Origin of the sequence: Streptomyces sp. NPDC002779 (assembly GCF_042888685.1) — a bacterium.
Taxonomy (GTDB): domain Bacteria; phylum Actinomycetota; class Actinomycetes; order Streptomycetales; family Streptomycetaceae; genus Streptomyces.
Genome location: NZ_JBIAQC010000028.1, coordinates 1 through 14,357 on the forward strand (window position 1 = coordinate 1; position 14,357 = coordinate 14,357).

Below are 14,357 nucleotides of genomic sequence, written 5' to 3' on the forward strand. Positions count from 1 at the left end.
TTCGATACGTGGTCGATGCGCGCGGCGTGCTCCACGGACGTATCCGTGTCGGGGGCCTTGGCGAGGGCGGTTGCCATGGTCGTCACCTCCTGGGAACTCATCTGGACTCGTGGCTCACTTCACGCCGAGACCGGCGTCGTCGGCCTCGGGTGCGCCCTCGGCTCTGAGGACCCTGTTCAGCGGTGTCAGGTCGTAGATGCCGGACAGGTCCGGCCGCTCCAGCAGGCCCGCCTTCACCGCGTGCCGCGCCTGCGCGTCGAGCGTGGCCGCCAGCGGATCGTCGGTGAACCGGATGGACGGCCAGGCCCGGTCGATGACCTCGGCGGGCAGCGCCTTGCCGGTGTCCGCGGCCAACTGGGCGTTGGCGGCGGCCTTCGCCTCGTCCGGGTTGGCGTTGATCCACTTGTTCGCCTCGACGGAACCCCTCAGCACCGCCTCGACGGCCTTCGGGTGCTCCTCGAGGAAGCTTCGCGACACGATCACGTTGGTGATCACGAACTTCTTGTCCGGCCACAGGTCGGCCTCGTCCAGCAGCACCTTGCCGCCCTCGGCGACCAGCTTGGACGCGGTCGGCTCCGGTACCCAGGCACCGTCGACCGAGCCGGACCGGTAGAGGTCGGGCGTGACCTTGTTGTCGGAGCGGACGACGGACACATCGCCCTCGCCGCTCTGCGCGTCGACCTGCCAGCCCTGCTCGGCGGCCCAGTTGAGGAAGGCCACGTCCTGCGTGTTGCCGAGCTGCGGCGTGGCGATCCGCTTGCCCTCGACGTCCTTGAGGGACGTGATCCGCTCCGGGTTCACGACCAGCTTCACGCCGCCGGAGGCCGAACCGGAGATGATCCGCAGGTTCTTGCCGTTCGCCTTGACGTACCCGTTGATCGCGGGGGAGGGCCCGATCCACCCGATGTCGATGGACCCCGAGTTCAGCGCCTCGATCTCCGAGGGACCGGCGTTGAACGCGGCGTACTTCGCCGTCGTACCGCCGAGCTCCTTCTGGAAGATCCCCTCGTGCCGCCCCACCAGCGCCGTGGCGTGGGTGAGGTTCCCGAAGTAGCCGATGCGCACCGCGTCCAGGCCGTCGACCTTCGCCGCCCCGGGTATCGCGTGCTCGGTGTTCTCCACGGCCTGGGAGCCGTAGCCGCACGCGGCCGCGAGCGCGAGCAGCGGCAGCACGGCCAGTACCGCGAGGGTACGGCGCAGGGCGGGGATGGCAGGCACGGGAGGTGTTCCTCTCGGTGGCCCGGCCCGGCGCCCTTATCGAGCGCGGCCGGGAGAACGGCGGATGGACGGGTGGGAGGTCAGCGCGGACATCGCCGCCCCCCGCCCGCTCCGGTCCAGTACATGGTCAGAAGTCCCAGCCGTCGTCGTCGGCCGCGTCCTTGACGGGCTCCGGGGAGGCGAAGGACTCGCCGACCATGCCGGCGGTGAGCGTCGTGCCGTCGCTCGGGTCGATCAGGATGAACGAACCCGTGCGCCGCGAGTCGGCGTAGGAGTCGACGGGCAGCGGCTCGGCGGTCCGGATCTTCACCCGGCCGATGTCGTTGGCGACGAGCTGTCCGGGGTGCGGGTGCAGGGACAGGTCGGCGAGCGTGAGCCGGGACGGGATGTCCTTCACGATCGCCTTCACCGTGCGCGTGCCGTGCTTGAGCAGCACCCGGTGGCCGACGGTGAGCGGGGCGTCGGCGACATGGCACACGGTCGCCTCGATGTCCTGCGTGGTCGGCGGCGCGTCCTTGCTGGGCACGATCAGGTCGCCGCGCGAGATGTCGATGTCGTCCTCCAGCAGGACGGTCACCGACTGGGTGGTCCAGGCGACGTCGACCGGCTCGCCGAGCAGGTCGATGGCGGCGATCTTCGTGGAGCGGCCCGACGGCAGCACGGTGATCTGCTCGCCGACGCGGAACGAACCGGCGGCGATCTGACCGGCGTAACCGCGGTAGTCGGGGTGCTCGGCGGTCTGCGGGCGGATCACGTACTGCACGGGCAGCCGGGCGTGGCAGTGGCTCAGGTCGTGGGTGACCGGGACGGTCTCCAGGTGCTCCAGCACCGTCGGGCCGCCGTACCAGTCCATGTGGGCGGACGGCTCCACCACGTTGTCACCGGCGAGCGCCGAGATGGGGATCGCGGTGACCTCCGGGACGCCCAGTTCGAGCGCGTACGCCGTGAACTCCTCGGCGATGGCGGCGAACACGGACTCCTGGTAGTCCACCAGGTCCATCTTGTTGACGGCGAGGACCACGTGCGGCACGCGCAGCAGCGCGGCCAGCGCGGCATGCCGGCGGGTCTGCTCGACGACGCCGTTGCGGGCGTCGATGAGGATCACCGTCAGCTCGGCGGTGGAGGCGCCGGTGACCATGTTGCGGGTGTACTGCACATGGCCGGGGGTGTCGGCGAGGATGAACCGGCGCTTGGCCGTGGCGAAGTAGCGGTAGGCCACGTCGATGGTGATGCCCTGCTCCCGCTCGGCGCGCAGGCCGTCGGTGAGCAGCGCGAGGTCCGGGCCCTCCTGGCCCCGACTCGCCGAAACGCGCGCCACGGCCTCCAGCTGGTCGGTGAGGACCGACTTGGAGTCGTGCAGCAGCCGCCCGACGAGGGTGGACTTGCCGTCGTCGACGGAACCGGCGGTGGCGAACCGCAGCAGGGTCGTCTCGGGGAGTTCCGTGGTGGTGCTCATGGCTAGAAGTACCCCTCGCGCTTGCGGTCTTCCATCGCGGCCTCGGACATCTTGTCGTCGGCACGGGTCGCGCCCCGCTCGGTGAGCCGGGAGGCGGCGATCTCGGTGATCACGGCGTCCAGCGTGGTGGCGTCGGAGTCCACGGCGCCCGTGCAGGACATGTCACCGACCGTGCGGTAGCGCACGAGCCGCTTCTCGACGGTCTCGCCGTCCTTCGGGCCGCCCCACTCGCCGGCGGTCAGCCACATGCCGTTGCGGGCGAACACCTCACGCTCGTGCGCGAAGTAGATCTCCGGCAGCTCGATGCCCTCACGGGCGATGTACTGCCAGACGTCCAGCTCGGTCCAGTTGGACAGCGGGAACACCCGGACGTGCTCGCCGGGCGCGTGCCGGCCGTTGTAGAGGTTCCACAGCTCGGGCCGCTGGCGGCGCGGGTCCCACTGCGAGAACTCGTCGCGCAGCGAGAACACCCGCTCCTTGGCGCGGGCCTTCTCCTCGTCGCGGCGCCCGCCGCCGAAGACCGCGTCGAACTTCTCCGCCTGGATCTTCTCCGTCAGCGGCAGCGTCTGCAGCGGGTTGCGGGTGCCGTCCGGGCGCTCCTTGAGCACCCCGCGGTCGATGTAGTCCTGCACCGAGGCGACATGGAGCCGCAGCCCGTGCCGGGCCACCGCGCGGTCCCGGTAGTCGAGGACCTCGGGGAAGTTGTGCCCGGTGTCGACGTGCAGCAGCGAGAACGGCACCGGCGCCGGCGCGAACGCCTTCAGCGCCAGGTGCAGCATGACGATCGAGTCCTTGCCGCCGGAGAAGAGGATCACCGGCCGCTCGAACTCGCCCGCCACCTCGCGGAAGATGTGCACCGCCTCGGACTCCAGCGCGTCCAGGTGGGAGAGGGCGTACGGAGTCCCCGTGCCCTCCTCGACCGAGGAGACGGTCGTCGTCATGCCAGGCCCCTTTCGCTGAGCAGCGCGTACACGGCCGCCGCGGACTCCCGCACGGTCTGGTTCTGCGACTCGATCCGCAGGTCGGGCGTCTCGGGCTCCTCGTAGGGGTCGTCGACCCCGGTCAGCCCGGACAGCTCGCCCGCCGCCTGCTTGGCGTACAGGCCCTTCACATCGCGCTCGGAGCACACCTCGACCGGCGTGGCCACGTGGATCTCCAGGTACGCGGCCCCGCTGTCCTGGTGGCGCTTGCGCACCGCCTCACGGCTGTCGGCGTACGGCGCGATCACCGGCACCAGCGCCTTGACGCCGTTGCGGGCGAGCAGGTCGGCGAGGAAGCCGATGCGCTGCACATTGGTGTGGCGGTCCGCGCGGCTGAAGCCGAGGCCCGCGGAGATGAACTCGCGGATCTCGTCGCCGTCGAGCACCTCGACGCGGTGGCCCTCCTCGCGCAGCCGGCCGGCCAGCTCGTACGCGATGGTGGTCTTGCCGGCGCTCGGCAGACCCGTGAGCCAGACGGTGGCTCCGGTCGTCACGTGGTTCTCCTTGTTCTCCGGGGCGGTCTCCGGAAACGGGGTCGTGGTCACAGGTGCAGCCCGCACTCGGTCTTGGCGCGGCCCGCCCAGCGGCCGGCCCGCGCGTCCTCGCCCTCCAGGACGCGACGGGTGCAGGGAGCGCAGCCGACGGAGGGGTAACCGTCCATCAGCAGCGGGTTGGTGAGGACACCGTGCTCGGCCACGTAGGCGTCCACGTCCTCCTGGGTCCACCCGGCGATGGGCGAGATCTTGACCTTCTGCCGCTTGTCGTCCCAGCCGACGACCGGGGTGTTCGCCCGGGTCTCGGACTCGTCGCGGCGCAGGCCCGTCGCCCAGGCCAGATAGCCCTTGAGGCCCTCCTCCAGCGGCTGGACCTTGCGCAGCTTGCAGCACAGGTCCGGATCGCGGTCGTGCAGCCTGGGGCCGTACTCCGCGTCCTGCTCGGCGACCGTGCGGCGCGGGGTGAGCGTGATGACGTTGACGTCCATCACCGCCTCCACCGCATCACGGGTACCTATGGTCTCGGGAAAGTGGTAGCCGGTGTCGAGGAACACCACGTCAACACCGGGCAACGCGCGGGAGGCGAGATGGGCGACGACCGCGTCCTCCATGGAGGAGGTCACACAGAAGCGCCGGCCGAAGGTGTCCGCGGCCCACCGGAGGATCTCCAGCGCGTCGGCGCCCTCCAGATCGCGGCCCGCCTGCTCGGCGAGCGCCTTCAGGTCCTCGGTGGTGCGCTCTTCCCGGGTGGTCGTCATATCTCGTCTCCCCCTGCCTCGGTCGGCTGAACGCCCCGGGCCAGCAGCCCGAGGAACTTCAGCTGAAAAGCCCGGTTGCACGCGGCGCATTCCCACGCGCCGTGGCTGCCCTCCAAGGCTTCACTCGGCCTCAAGTCCTCGTCGCCGCAGTAGGGGCAGTAGAAGGGGGCGGCCCGCTCGCTCATGACAGGGCCTCCTCGGATGCACGCGCGGCCCAGGTGGCGAAGCGCTCGCCGTCCTCGCGCTCCTCCTGGAAGCGCTTGAGGACCCGCTCGACGTAGTCGGGCAGCTCCTCGGCCGTCACCTTCAGACCGCGCACCTTGCGGCCGAAGCCGGCCTCCAGGCCGAGCGCGCCGCCCAGGTGCACCTGGTAGCCCTCGACCTGCCGGCCCTGGTCGTCGAGGACCAGCTGGCCCTTGAGACCGATGTCCGCGACCTGGATACGGGCGCAGGCGTTCGGGCAGCCGTTGATGTTGATGGTGAGGGGCTCGTCGAACTGCGGGATCCGGCGCTCCAGCTCGTCGATCAGCGAGGCGCCGCGCGCCTTGGTCTCGACGATGGCGAGCTTGCAGTACTCGATGCCGGTGCAGGCCATGGTGCCGCGCCGGAACGGGGACGGGCTGACCGTGAGGTCCAGCGCCTCCAGGCCCGCGACGAGCGAGTCGACCTGCGCCTGGTCCACGTCCAGGACGAGCATCTTCTGCTCGGCGGTGGTCCGCACCCGGCCCGAGCCGTGCGCCTCGGCCAGCTCGGCGATCTTCGTCAGGGTGGTGCCGTCCACCCGGCCCACGCGCGGGGCGAAGCCGACGTAGTAGCGGCCGTCCTTCTGCCGGTGCACACCGACGTGGTCGCGCCAGCGCTCGACCGGCTGGGCCGGGGCCGGGCCGTCGACGAGCTTGCGCTGCAGGTACTCGTCCTCCAGGATCTGCCGGAACTTCTCCGGGCCCCAGTCGGCGACCAGGAACTTCAGGCGGGCGCGGGTGCGCAGCCGGCGGTAGCCGTAGTCGCGGAAGATCGAGATGACGCCCTCGTAGACGTCCGGGACCTCGTCGAGCGGGACCCAGGCGCCGAGCCGGACACCGATCTTGGGGTTGGTGGACAGACCGCCGCCGACCCACACGTCGAAGCCGGGGCCGTGCTCGGGGTGGTGCACCCCGACGAAGGCGATGTCGTTGATCTCGTGCGCCACGTCCAGCAGCGGCGAGCCGGAGATCGCGGACTTGAACTTGCGGGGCAGGTTCGAGAAGTCCTTGTTGCCGATGATCCGGCGCTGGATCTCGTCGATGGCCGGGGTGCCGTCGATGATCTCGTCGGCGGCGATACCGGCGACCGGCGAGCCGAGGATAACGCGGGGGGTGTCACCGCAGGCCTCGGTGGTGGACAGGCCGACCGCCTCCAGGCGGTTCCAGATCTCGGGCACGTCCTCGATCCGGATCCAGTGGTACTGGACGTTCTGCCGGTCGGTGATGTCGGCGGTGCCGCGCGCGAACTCCTGCGAGATCTCGCCGATGACCCGCAGCTGCTCGGTGGTGAGCCGGCCGCCGTCGATCCGGACGCGCAGCATGAAGTACTCGTCGTCCAGCTCCTCCGGCTCCAGGATCGCGGTCTTGCCGCCGTCGATCCCGGGCTTGCGCTGGGTGTACAGACCCCACCAGCGCATCCGGCCGCGCAGGTCGTTGGGGTCGATCGAGTCGAAGCCGCGCTTGGAGTAGATCGTCTCAATGCGTGTCCGCACATTGAGACCGTCGTCGTCCTTCTTGAACTGCTCGTTGCCGTTCAGCGGGGTGTAGTGCCCCGCGGCCCACTGTCCCTCGCCGCGGTGACGGCTCGCCCTGCGGCGGGGGGTCGCGGCGGCGGGGTTCTGCGGGGTGGCGGCCATGGTTGATACGTCCTTCGGGACAGGCGGGAAAGCGGCTCTGACCTGCGCGTGCGCGCACGGCAGACGTGCGCGTCCTTGCGCGGGAAATGCAGGCAAAGGGGGAGGTGCCGGGCGGTGCTGGATGAACTCTCAGCGCGCCGGACAGATGGCGCTGGACATGCGGCCGAGGTCGACGTGCCGCCGACTCACCAAGGCAATTCCAGTTCCAGGCATGACGGAAGCGTGTCACGGCGATCTGGACACAGTCCAGCTTCGTCCAAAATGCGGACACCCTTGTCTCGGAGAGCGAGACAAGGGTGTTCTGGGTCACATGCCTGCAATGTGCCGCCTCGGGCAGGTCAGGCGGGGTATGCGCCCGGCCAGGGGCCCGGCGCGGCCACCTGCGACTGCTCCTCGACCTTGGTGTCGAACAGCGTGAAGCCCCGGCGCCGGTAATTGTCCATCGCGTGCTCGCCGTCCAGGCTGCAGGTGTGCAGCCAGACGCGCTTCGTGGGCGCCCGCCCTGGCCAGCGGTCCGCGAGGTCCCAGGCGCGGGCGACGCCGTACGACAGCAGATGGCCGCCGATGCGGCGGCCCCGGAAGGCGGGGATCAGCCCGAAGTACTCGATCTCCACGACCCCGTCGTCCTGCGGGCTCAGCTCCACGTACCCGGCAGGCGTGCCGTGGTCGTAGGCGACCCAGGTCTCCACGCCGGGGCGCTCCAGGTGCTCCTGCCACTGGGCGTAGCTCCAGCCCAGCCGGTCGATCCAGCGGATGTCGCCGCCGACGGAGGCGTACAGGAAGCGGCTGAACTCGGGGGAGGGGACCTCGGAGCGGACGATCCGCACGTCGCCCTCGGGGGCGGCGGCCGGCAGCAGGTCGGAGGGGTCCGTCTGCTCCAGGGACCAGGTGGTCACGGGGATGTTGGGCATGTCGCCCAGACAATCATCTAGTCCAGCGCTCTGTCGATCGCGTGCAGCGGCAGCGCGAACAGGGTCCGCCCCGACTGCGACCAGACCTCCCCGGTCTGCTGCCAGTACGACAGGGACGCGGTCCGCCCGGTCCAGCACAGCCGGGTCCCGTCGGCCCCGCAGCGGGTGGCCTCGGCCCCGTCCGTGGTCTGCCGCCACAGCGTGCCGCGCTCCTCGGCCCGCTGCGTCAGGTACCAGCGGGAGCGGTACGACAGCACCCCGCCGAGCCCTTCCGCCCCGGTCGCGTACGCCTCGGTCGCGGTGCCGGTGGCGAGCAGCCCGGCGCGGTCCGGGTCCGCGCTGAACGCGTACCGCCACAGCCGGCCGTCCCGGCTCGCCACCAGGCTGTCCGGCGAGGTGCTGCGGTCCAGCGAGAGGCCGGTGGGGGCCGGTCCGGCCGAGCGGTACACGCCGACGGCCGGCAGGACGTACCGGGAGCCGTCCGCCGCGGGGGCGCGCCGGACGCGGTGCAGGTCGTAGACGTACAGTCCGTCCCGCGCGGTGACCAGCAGCTTGTCCTGGTACCAGACCATGCCCGAGAGCGCCGAGCGCAGCGGGCGGTGCGCACGACCGTCGTCCGTCGGGACGGCGAGCCGCACCCAGGTGTAGCTCAGGCGGCCGGGGTCGTCCGCGTCCACGAAGGCGACCCGGGAGCGCCGGTCGCCGGACCAGGCGGACAGCACCACGCGGTGCTCGCCCCAGTGGCCGTCGTCGTCGGCGTCCCCGGAGGTGGTGACCGCGCCGGACCGAAGGCCCCGGGTGCCGGCGGCGTCCCAGCAGTACGCGCGCGTGGCCGCGGGCGCCACCGGGAGGGCCGCGCGCTCGGTGCAGTCGTCCGGGTCGCGCAGGGTGCCGTCGGCGTCGGCGAGGACCGCGCCGACGCCGGCCGGGCGGCCCAGCCGGGCGTCGAGCCGGTCCAGGGCGGGCTCGGGCAGCAGCTCCTCGCGCAGTCGCAGGGGGTTCAGCTCGGCGTGTGAGGTGAGGGGCTTCAGCGCCCCGGGATCCGCGTCGTCGGTGGCCTGGGAGGCGCTGATCATGGTGGCGGCCGCGGTGAGCGCGAGAGCGGTTCCGGCCAGCACTCCACGCAGCGCGCGGCCCCTCCTGCGCCGGCGGTGCCTGCCGCGATGCTGTGTCATGACGTCCTCCCGAGGCGAGCCAACTGCGCCTGCTGATCCGTACGTTGACCGAGGAGCAGGTGGGGTGGCCCACCTCGGATGCTACGGCAGCGGGCTGTGGTCGCGGACGAAGACCCCGTAATTACCCGGAAGATGCCACCTCGGGAGCTTCAGCGCGTACGGCCGTCGGCCACGCCCGGCGCCGTCGAGTGCGGCAGCAGGTCGCGCGGATCCTCGGGGAGCAGCACCTCGACCTCCGCCGACTCGCAGAAACGATACGGCCGATGGTCGAGCAGCCCCCCGAGATAGCGGCGCACCCGGGACATCTCGGCCCGGACCGTCACCGTGCGGCCCGCGTCGGCGAATACCTCCCTGGCCAGGCCCGCCGCGCTCATCCCGTCCCGGTTCAGGGCCAGCAGGTAGAGCAACTCGGCGTGCCGGGGGCTCAGTTCGTGGTGCCAGGTGCCCGCGCCCCCGGTCACCGTCATCGACCAGCGGCGCGGCTGCGACAGATCCAGCACGATCCGGGTGCTCCCGTGCGGCACCGGCTCGTCGGCGGGCCTGAGCAGCCAGCCGCCGGCCAGCGGCTCCACGGCGCACAGTCCGAGCGGCGGCAGCCACCGCCGCCCCGCCGCGAGCGACTTGGGCAGCGTGATCCGCCCCGGGTACGGCATCCCCGTCACCGCCGCGCACCAACCGTCCCGGTCCACCACCAGCGCCCGCCCGGCGAGCCGGGACAGCACCGGCGCCGCCACCGCGCGCAGCCGCTCCAGCGCGCTCAGATGCACCTCCCGCAGCCGGGACTCGGCGAGCTTGGCGACCGAGTCCACCCAGGCGAGGGTCGCCGGATGCATGGTCTCCAGCGGTCCGCTGATGTCCACCACGCCGATCAGCCGGCCGTCCCGCGGATCCGTGATCGGGGCACCGGCGCAGGTCCAGGTGGCGTGGGTGCGCACGAAGTGCTCGGAGGCGAAGACCTGCACCGGCCGGCGCACGACGGCCGGGGTGCCCACGCCGTTGGTGCCGACGACGTCCTCCCGCCAGTCCGCGCCGAGTTCAAAGCCGAGCCCGTCGGCCTTGCGCAGCACCGGCGCGCTGCCCTCCCGCCACAGCACCCGGCCCTCCTCGTCGGCGACGACCATGATGTGGTGGGCGACGTCCGCGACCGACAGCAGCCCCTCGCGCAGCACCGGCAGCACATGCCGCAGCGCGCTGGTCTCCCGGCGCCGCTGCACCTCCTCGCGGGAGAGCAGCCCGGAGCGGACGCCGCGGTCCGGGTCGACCCCGCTGCGCAGCAGCCGGTCCCAGGACTGCTCGATCACCGGGCGCGGCGCGACCGGCGCGCGCTGCCCGGCGAGGGTGGCGCTGCGCACGTCGTTCAGTACCCGCGCCGCGCGCGCCGCGTCGACGACGGCCAGCTGCGTCACGTCCATGGATGACAGCGCCACGAGTCCTCCCCGGGAGTGCGTCGGCCGTTCCTGACCGGTCGTCTCATAGTGCAGCCCGTCCCGGGCGGACGGAGCCGGTTCGGCCACCGGAGCCGGCAAGTTGCAACCCCTTGCAACCCTGGTGGTGGGCCATGGCCTGATCGAGACTTGAGCGACGCCGTCCCGAGCGGCGTTCGCGGCCTCGAACGGGCCTGTGCGAAGGGTGGTGCCGTGTCGGCGCGGCACCACCCCTCGCCCCGTCGCCGCGGGGGATGCGGTCAGGCCTCCGGCCTGGCCCGGTCCACCACGGACTCCAGGTCCAGGGTGGCCGGCAGGGTCCCGAAGGTCGCGCCGCCGTCCTCGCCCAGACGTGACGCGCAGAAGGCGTCGGCCACCTCCGGCGGGGCGAACCGGACCAGCAGGGAAGCCTGGAGCACCAGGGCCAGCCGCTCCGTCAGGCGCCTGGCCCGGCCCTCGACGCTCTCCAGATCGGCCAGTTCGGTCAGCAGGCCCTTGATCCCGGCGTCCAGCCGGTGGTCGGCGCCGCGGGCCCGGCCGATCTCCACGAGGTAAGCGTCCAGAGCGGCCGGTTCGCGCCGCAGCGCCCGCAGGACATCCAGCGCCTGGACGTTCCCCGCCCCCTCCCAGATCGAGTTCAGCGGGGACTCCCGGACCAGGCGGGGCATCCCGGACTCCTCGACGTAGCCGTTGCCGCCCAGGCACTCGGACGCCTCGACCGTCACCGGCGTACAGCGCTTGGCCACCCAGTACTTGGCGGCCGGTACCGCGATCCGCAGCAGTGCCCGCTCCTGCTCGCCGCCGTCGTCGTAGGCCGCCGCGAGCCGCAGGCCCAGGGTGGTGGCCGCCTCCGACTCCAGGGCGAGGTCGGCCAGGACGTTGCGCATCAGCGGCTTGTCGGCCAGCCGGCCGCCGAACGCCTCGCGGTGGTCGCAGTGGTGGATCGCCTGGACGACGGCCTGCCGCATCAGCCCCGCCGAGCCCAGCACGCAGTCGAGACGGGTCGCCGCCACCATCCCGATGACGGTCTGCACCCCGCGCCCCTCCTCGCCGACCCGGCGCGCCCAGGTCCCCGCCAGCTCGACCTCCGCGGAGGCGTTGGACCGGTTGCCCAGCTTGTCCTTGAGGCGCTGCAGGTGGAAGGGGTTGCGGGTGCCGTCCTCCAGCACCCGGGGCACCAGGAAGCAGGTCAGCCCGCCCGGGGCCTGGGCGAGGACCAGGAACCCGTCCGACATCGGCGCCGAACAGAACCACTTGTGCCCGGTCAGCTCGTAGGACACCCCGTCGCCCAGGGGCCGCGCGGCCGTCGTGTTCGCCCGTACGTCGCTGCCGCCCTGCTTCTCCGTCAGGGCCATCCCGAACAGCGCCCCCGCCTTGTGCCGGGCGGGCCGCAGCTCACGGTCGTAGATCACGGAGGTCAGCCGGGGCTCCCACTCGGCGGCCAGCTCCGGGTCGGTGCGCAGCGCCGGCACGGCGGCGTGGGTCATCGACAGCGGACAGCAGTTGCCGGCCTCGACCTGGGTCCACACCAGGAACCCGGCGGCGCGCCGCACATGCCCGCCGGGCCGGGTCCAGGCCGCGGTCAGCCCCGCGGCGACCCCCTTGCCGAGCAGCCGGTGCCAGGCCGGATGGAAGTCGACCTCGTCGACGCGGTGGCCGTAGCGGTCGTGGGTGCGCAGCCGCGGCGGGTTCTCGTCGGCCTGCACCGCCCACTCCTGGAGCTGGGCCGCGGAGGCCGACCGGCCCAGCGCCGACAACTCGCTGGTCGCGTCGGAGAGCAGGCCCGGATCGAGATGCCGCTCGACCGCCGCCGTCAGCGCCCGGTCGGCCGCGTAGACGTCGTACCCGATCAGGGGCGGGGGCTGGTTCGTCACGGTGTGGGTGGTGCCGTCCATGGCTGTGAACCTACCCGTCCGGATCCGGGCACTCACCCCACCGACGCGGCGGCCCCCGGGGCGGGACGGGAGCGGGCCCCGCGGCGGATACCGTTAGGTCGTGCAGCCAGCAAGTGAATTCCCCCAGAGGCCCTCCGGCCGTCTCCACCGGGCGCGTGCCCTCTACCGGAACGTCTCGAAGCGCCGGACCGCCTGGCTGCTGCTCAAGGACACGGTCAACTCGTGCATCGAGTACCGGATCCTGGGGCTCGCGGCGGAGGCGGCCTTCTTCACGCTGCTCTCCGTCCCGCCGCTGCTGCTGAGCATGATCGGACTGCTCGGTCACGTCGACGACTGGACCGGCACCGACACCATCAGCAGCCTGGAGACGAACCTCATCGAGGCCTCCCGCACGGTCCTGTCGGACCGGGGCGTCCGCCAGATCGCCCAGCCGATCCTCGACGACGTGATGAAGGGCGGCCGCCCCGACGTCATCTCCATCGGCTTCCTGTTCGCGCTGTGGTCGGGCTCCCGCGCGGTGAACGTCTTCATCGACACCATCACCGTCATGTACGGCCTCGACGGCGTCCGCGGCATCGTGAAGACGCGGCTGGTCGCCTTCGTGCTCTTCCTGGTGGCCCTGGTGATCGGCTCGATCGCCCTGCCGCTGATGGTGGCGGGCCCGGACGCGGTGCTCAACGTCCTGCCGTGGTCGCAGACCCTGGTCCAGGTGCTGTACTGGCCGGTGGTCATCCTGCTGTCCATCGCCTTCCTGACCACGCTGTACCACGTCTCCGTACCGGTCCGCTCGCCGTGGATCGAGGACGTCCCCGGCGCCCTGGTCGCCCTCGGCATGTGGGTCCTCGGCAGTTTCCTGCTGCGCATCTACCTCACCAACACCGTCGAGGGCGCCACGATCTACGGCTCCCTCGCCGCCGCCGTCGCGGTCCTGCTGTGGATCGGGGTGTCCGCGTTCGCCGTCCTCGTCGGGGCCGCGGTCAACGCGGCGATCGACCGGGTCTGGCCGGCCGCCGCGACCGCCGCCGCCCGCGCCGCCAACGAGCGGCTGCGCGAGGCCCAGGTCGCCGAGTACGTGGCCCGCGCCGCCGCCCACCGCGAGGCCGCCCACGACGACCCGGACGACCCCGACATGCCCTCGGAGTTCCCGGAGCGCTGGTCCCGCTTCCTGCCCCCCGAGGACGTCACGTCCCGGCTGCGCACCCATGTGAGGAGCACGCACCCCCCGCACAAGCCCGACGACTCCTGACCGCGCCCGTCACCCCCGCCAGGCGCCCGCCGCCGCTGCCTCCCGGGCGAAGTCCGCGAAGTCGCGGGGCTCCCGGCCCAGCACCTGCCGGACGCCGTCGGTGAGCCGGGCGTTACGGCCGTCCAGCAGGGTCTCGAAGACCTCCACCAGCAGCTCCGCCTCCTCCCGCGGGACGCCGAAGCCGGTCAGGTGCTCCCCGTACGCCCGCGCCGGCACCGGCACGTACGTCAGCGCGGCGCCCGTGGCTCCCGCCACCTCCGCGACGGCCTGCCGGAAGGACAGCAGCCGCGGCCCGGTGACCTCCAGCGTCCGGCCCGCGTACCGGTCCCCGGAGGTCAGCACGGCCGCCACCACGTCCGCGATGTCCCGTACGTCGATGAACGGCTCCGTCACCTCCCCGGCCGGGAAGACCAGCTGCCCGCCCTCGCGCAGCCCGTCCGCCAGCGGGCCCTCGCTGAAGTTCTGGGCGAACCACGCGGCCCGTACGACCGTCCAGTCCGCGCCCGAGGACATCAGCGCCTCCTCGGTCGGCAGCGCCTGGTCCTCGCCGCGCGCCGACAGCAGCACCAGGCGCCGTACGCCGAGTCCGACCGCCTCCCGGGCCAGCGCCCCGACGCCCTCGGCCGCGGCCGGGGAACCCACGTCGGTCGGGTACATCAGGTACGCGGCGTCGGCGCCGCGCAGGGCGTCCGCCCAGGTCGTCGGGTCCTCCCAGTCGAAGCCCCGGGACCGCGTCGCCTCCCGCACCTTAAGGCCGGCCGCCCGTACGGCCCGGACCACCCGGCTGCCGGTACGGCCCGAGGCGCCGGTCACCATCACTGTCGCGTTGCGCGTGTTCGTCGTCATGGCTCAAGTCAACGGCCGCGCGGCCCAAGTCCCCATCGCCGAACGGCTCATTCCCATGCGCACGCGTCTACGCTG

Annotated in this window: 14 protein-coding genes; 1 reads left to right on the top strand and 13 read right to left on the bottom strand. The window is 72.3% G+C overall.

Features of this window, described 5'->3' with window-relative positions:
• Positions 1 to 114: 114 nt before the first annotated feature.
• From ACFYW5_RS35395 to ACFYW5_RS35450, 12 genes are all read right to left on the bottom strand, one after another.
• Positions 115 to 1,218, bottom strand: a complete 1,104-nt coding sequence (locus ACFYW5_RS35395; protein ID WP_389421252.1) for an aliphatic sulfonate ABC transporter substrate-binding protein — start codon at positions 1,216 to 1,218, stop codon at positions 115 to 117.
• Between the two features lie 127 nt (positions 1,219 to 1,345).
• Positions 1,346 to 2,674 (bottom strand): sulfate adenylyltransferase subunit 1, encoded by a 1,329-nt coding sequence (locus tag ACFYW5_RS35400; protein ID WP_389421253.1) that lies wholly within the window; start codon positions 2,672 to 2,674, stop codon positions 1,346 to 1,348.
• Positions 2,675 to 2,676: 2 nt separating this feature from the next.
• A complete protein-coding gene (cysD, locus tag ACFYW5_RS35405; RefSeq protein ID WP_389421254.1) occupies positions 2,677 to 3,615 on the bottom strand; it encodes a sulfate adenylyltransferase subunit CysD in 939 nt (312 codons plus the stop codon).
• Positions 3,612 to 4,199, bottom strand: a complete 588-nt coding sequence (cysC, locus tag ACFYW5_RS35410; RefSeq protein WP_389421255.1) for an adenylyl-sulfate kinase — start codon at positions 4,197 to 4,199, stop codon at positions 3,612 to 3,614. Before cysC ends, cysD begins: the two co-directional genes overlap by 4 nt.
• Positions 4,196 to 4,906 (bottom strand): phosphoadenylyl-sulfate reductase, encoded by a 711-nt coding sequence (locus tag ACFYW5_RS35415; RefSeq protein WP_389421256.1) that lies wholly within the window; start codon positions 4,904 to 4,906, stop codon positions 4,196 to 4,198. The genes cysC and ACFYW5_RS35415 overlap by 4 nt, the downstream gene beginning before the upstream one ends.
• The gene (locus ACFYW5_RS35420) at positions 4,903 to 5,091 is read right to left on the bottom strand and encodes a hypothetical protein (RefSeq protein ID WP_383315669.1); all 189 of its coding nucleotides are present in this window, start codon (positions 5,089 to 5,091) and stop codon (positions 4,903 to 4,905) included. The genes ACFYW5_RS35415 and ACFYW5_RS35420 overlap by 4 nt, the downstream gene beginning before the upstream one ends.
• The gene (locus ACFYW5_RS35425; RefSeq protein ID WP_389421257.1) at positions 5,088 to 6,785 is read right to left on the bottom strand and encodes a nitrite/sulfite reductase; all 1,698 of its coding nucleotides are present in this window, start codon (positions 6,783 to 6,785) and stop codon (positions 5,088 to 5,090) included. The genes ACFYW5_RS35420 and ACFYW5_RS35425 overlap by 4 nt, the downstream gene beginning before the upstream one ends.
• A 129-nt stretch (positions 6,786 to 6,914) precedes the next feature.
• Complete coding sequence (locus ACFYW5_RS35430) at positions 6,915 to 6,998, bottom strand: putative leader peptide (protein WP_310887545.1); 84 nt, start codon at positions 6,996 to 6,998, stop codon at positions 6,915 to 6,917.
• 125 nt (positions 6,999 to 7,123) lie between these two features.
• Positions 7,124 to 7,696, bottom strand: a complete 573-nt coding sequence (locus tag ACFYW5_RS35435; RefSeq protein WP_389421258.1) for a GNAT family N-acetyltransferase — start codon at positions 7,694 to 7,696, stop codon at positions 7,124 to 7,126.
• Between the two features lie 17 nt (positions 7,697 to 7,713).
• Positions 7,714 to 8,871, bottom strand: coding sequence for a hypothetical protein (locus ACFYW5_RS35440; protein ID WP_389421259.1), 1,158 nt, complete (start codon positions 8,869 to 8,871; stop codon positions 7,714 to 7,716).
• Positions 8,872 to 9,020: 149 nt separating this feature from the next.
• Complete coding sequence (locus tag ACFYW5_RS35445; protein ID WP_389421279.1) at positions 9,021 to 10,283, bottom strand: GAF domain-containing protein; 1,263 nt, start codon at positions 10,281 to 10,283, stop codon at positions 9,021 to 9,023.
• Positions 10,284 to 10,555: 272 nt separating this feature from the next.
• Entirely contained in the window at positions 10,556 to 12,190 is a 1,635-nt protein-coding gene (locus tag ACFYW5_RS35450; RefSeq protein ID WP_389421260.1) for an acyl-CoA dehydrogenase family protein, read from the bottom strand.
• 100 nt (positions 12,191 to 12,290) lie between these two features.
• Between ACFYW5_RS35450 and ACFYW5_RS35455 the strand changes: the two genes are divergently transcribed.
• Positions 12,291 to 13,436 (top strand): YihY/virulence factor BrkB family protein, encoded by a 1,146-nt coding sequence (locus ACFYW5_RS35455; RefSeq protein ID WP_389421261.1) that lies wholly within the window; start codon positions 12,291 to 12,293, stop codon positions 13,434 to 13,436.
• A 9-nt stretch (positions 13,437 to 13,445) separates the two neighbouring features.
• Here the strand turns inward: ACFYW5_RS35455 and ACFYW5_RS35460 are convergent, their stop codons facing one another.
• Complete coding sequence (locus ACFYW5_RS35460; protein ID WP_389421262.1) at positions 13,446 to 14,282, bottom strand: NAD(P)H-binding protein; 837 nt, start codon at positions 14,280 to 14,282, stop codon at positions 13,446 to 13,448.
• Positions 14,283 to 14,357: the final 75 nt, after the last annotated feature.

Excerpts from the sequence above, each read along its gene's own strand:
- ACFYW5_RS35400 (WP_389421253.1), bottom strand. The coding sequence starts at position 2,674 with ATGAGCACCACCACGGAACTCCCCGAGACGACCCTGCTGCGGTTCGCC.
- ACFYW5_RS35435 (WP_389421258.1), bottom strand. The coding sequence starts at position 7,696 with ATGCCCAACATCCCCGTGACCACCTGGTCCCTGGAGCAGACGGACCCC.
- ACFYW5_RS35420 (WP_383315669.1), bottom strand. The coding sequence starts at position 5,091 with ATGAGCGAGCGGGCCGCCCCCTTCTACTGCCCCTACTGCGGCGACGAG.
- ACFYW5_RS35440 (WP_389421259.1), bottom strand. The coding sequence starts at position 8,871 with ATGACACAGCATCGCGGCAGGCACCGCCGGCGCAGGAGGGGCCGCGCG.
- ACFYW5_RS35425 (WP_389421257.1), bottom strand. The coding sequence starts at position 6,785 with ATGGCCGCCACCCCGCAGAACCCCGCCGCCGCGACCCCCCGCCGCAGG.
- ACFYW5_RS35430 (WP_310887545.1), bottom strand. The coding sequence starts at position 6,998 with ATGCCTGGAACTGGAATTGCCTTGGTGAGTCGGCGGCACGTCGACCTC.
- ACFYW5_RS35460 (WP_389421262.1), bottom strand. The coding sequence starts at position 14,282 with ATGACGACGAACACGCGCAACGCGACAGTGATGGTGACCGGCGCCTCG.
- ACFYW5_RS35415 (WP_389421256.1), bottom strand. The coding sequence starts at position 4,906 with ATGACGACCACCCGGGAAGAGCGCACCACCGAGGACCTGAAGGCGCTC.
- ACFYW5_RS35445 (WP_389421279.1), bottom strand. The coding sequence starts at position 10,283 with ATGGACGTGACGCAGCTGGCCGTCGTCGACGCGGCGCGCGCGGCGCGG.
- ACFYW5_RS35450 (WP_389421260.1), bottom strand. The coding sequence starts at position 12,190 with ATGGACGGCACCACCCACACCGTGACGAACCAGCCCCCGCCCCTGATC.
- cysD (WP_389421254.1), bottom strand. The coding sequence starts at position 3,615 with ATGACGACGACCGTCTCCTCGGTCGAGGAGGGCACGGGGACTCCGTAC.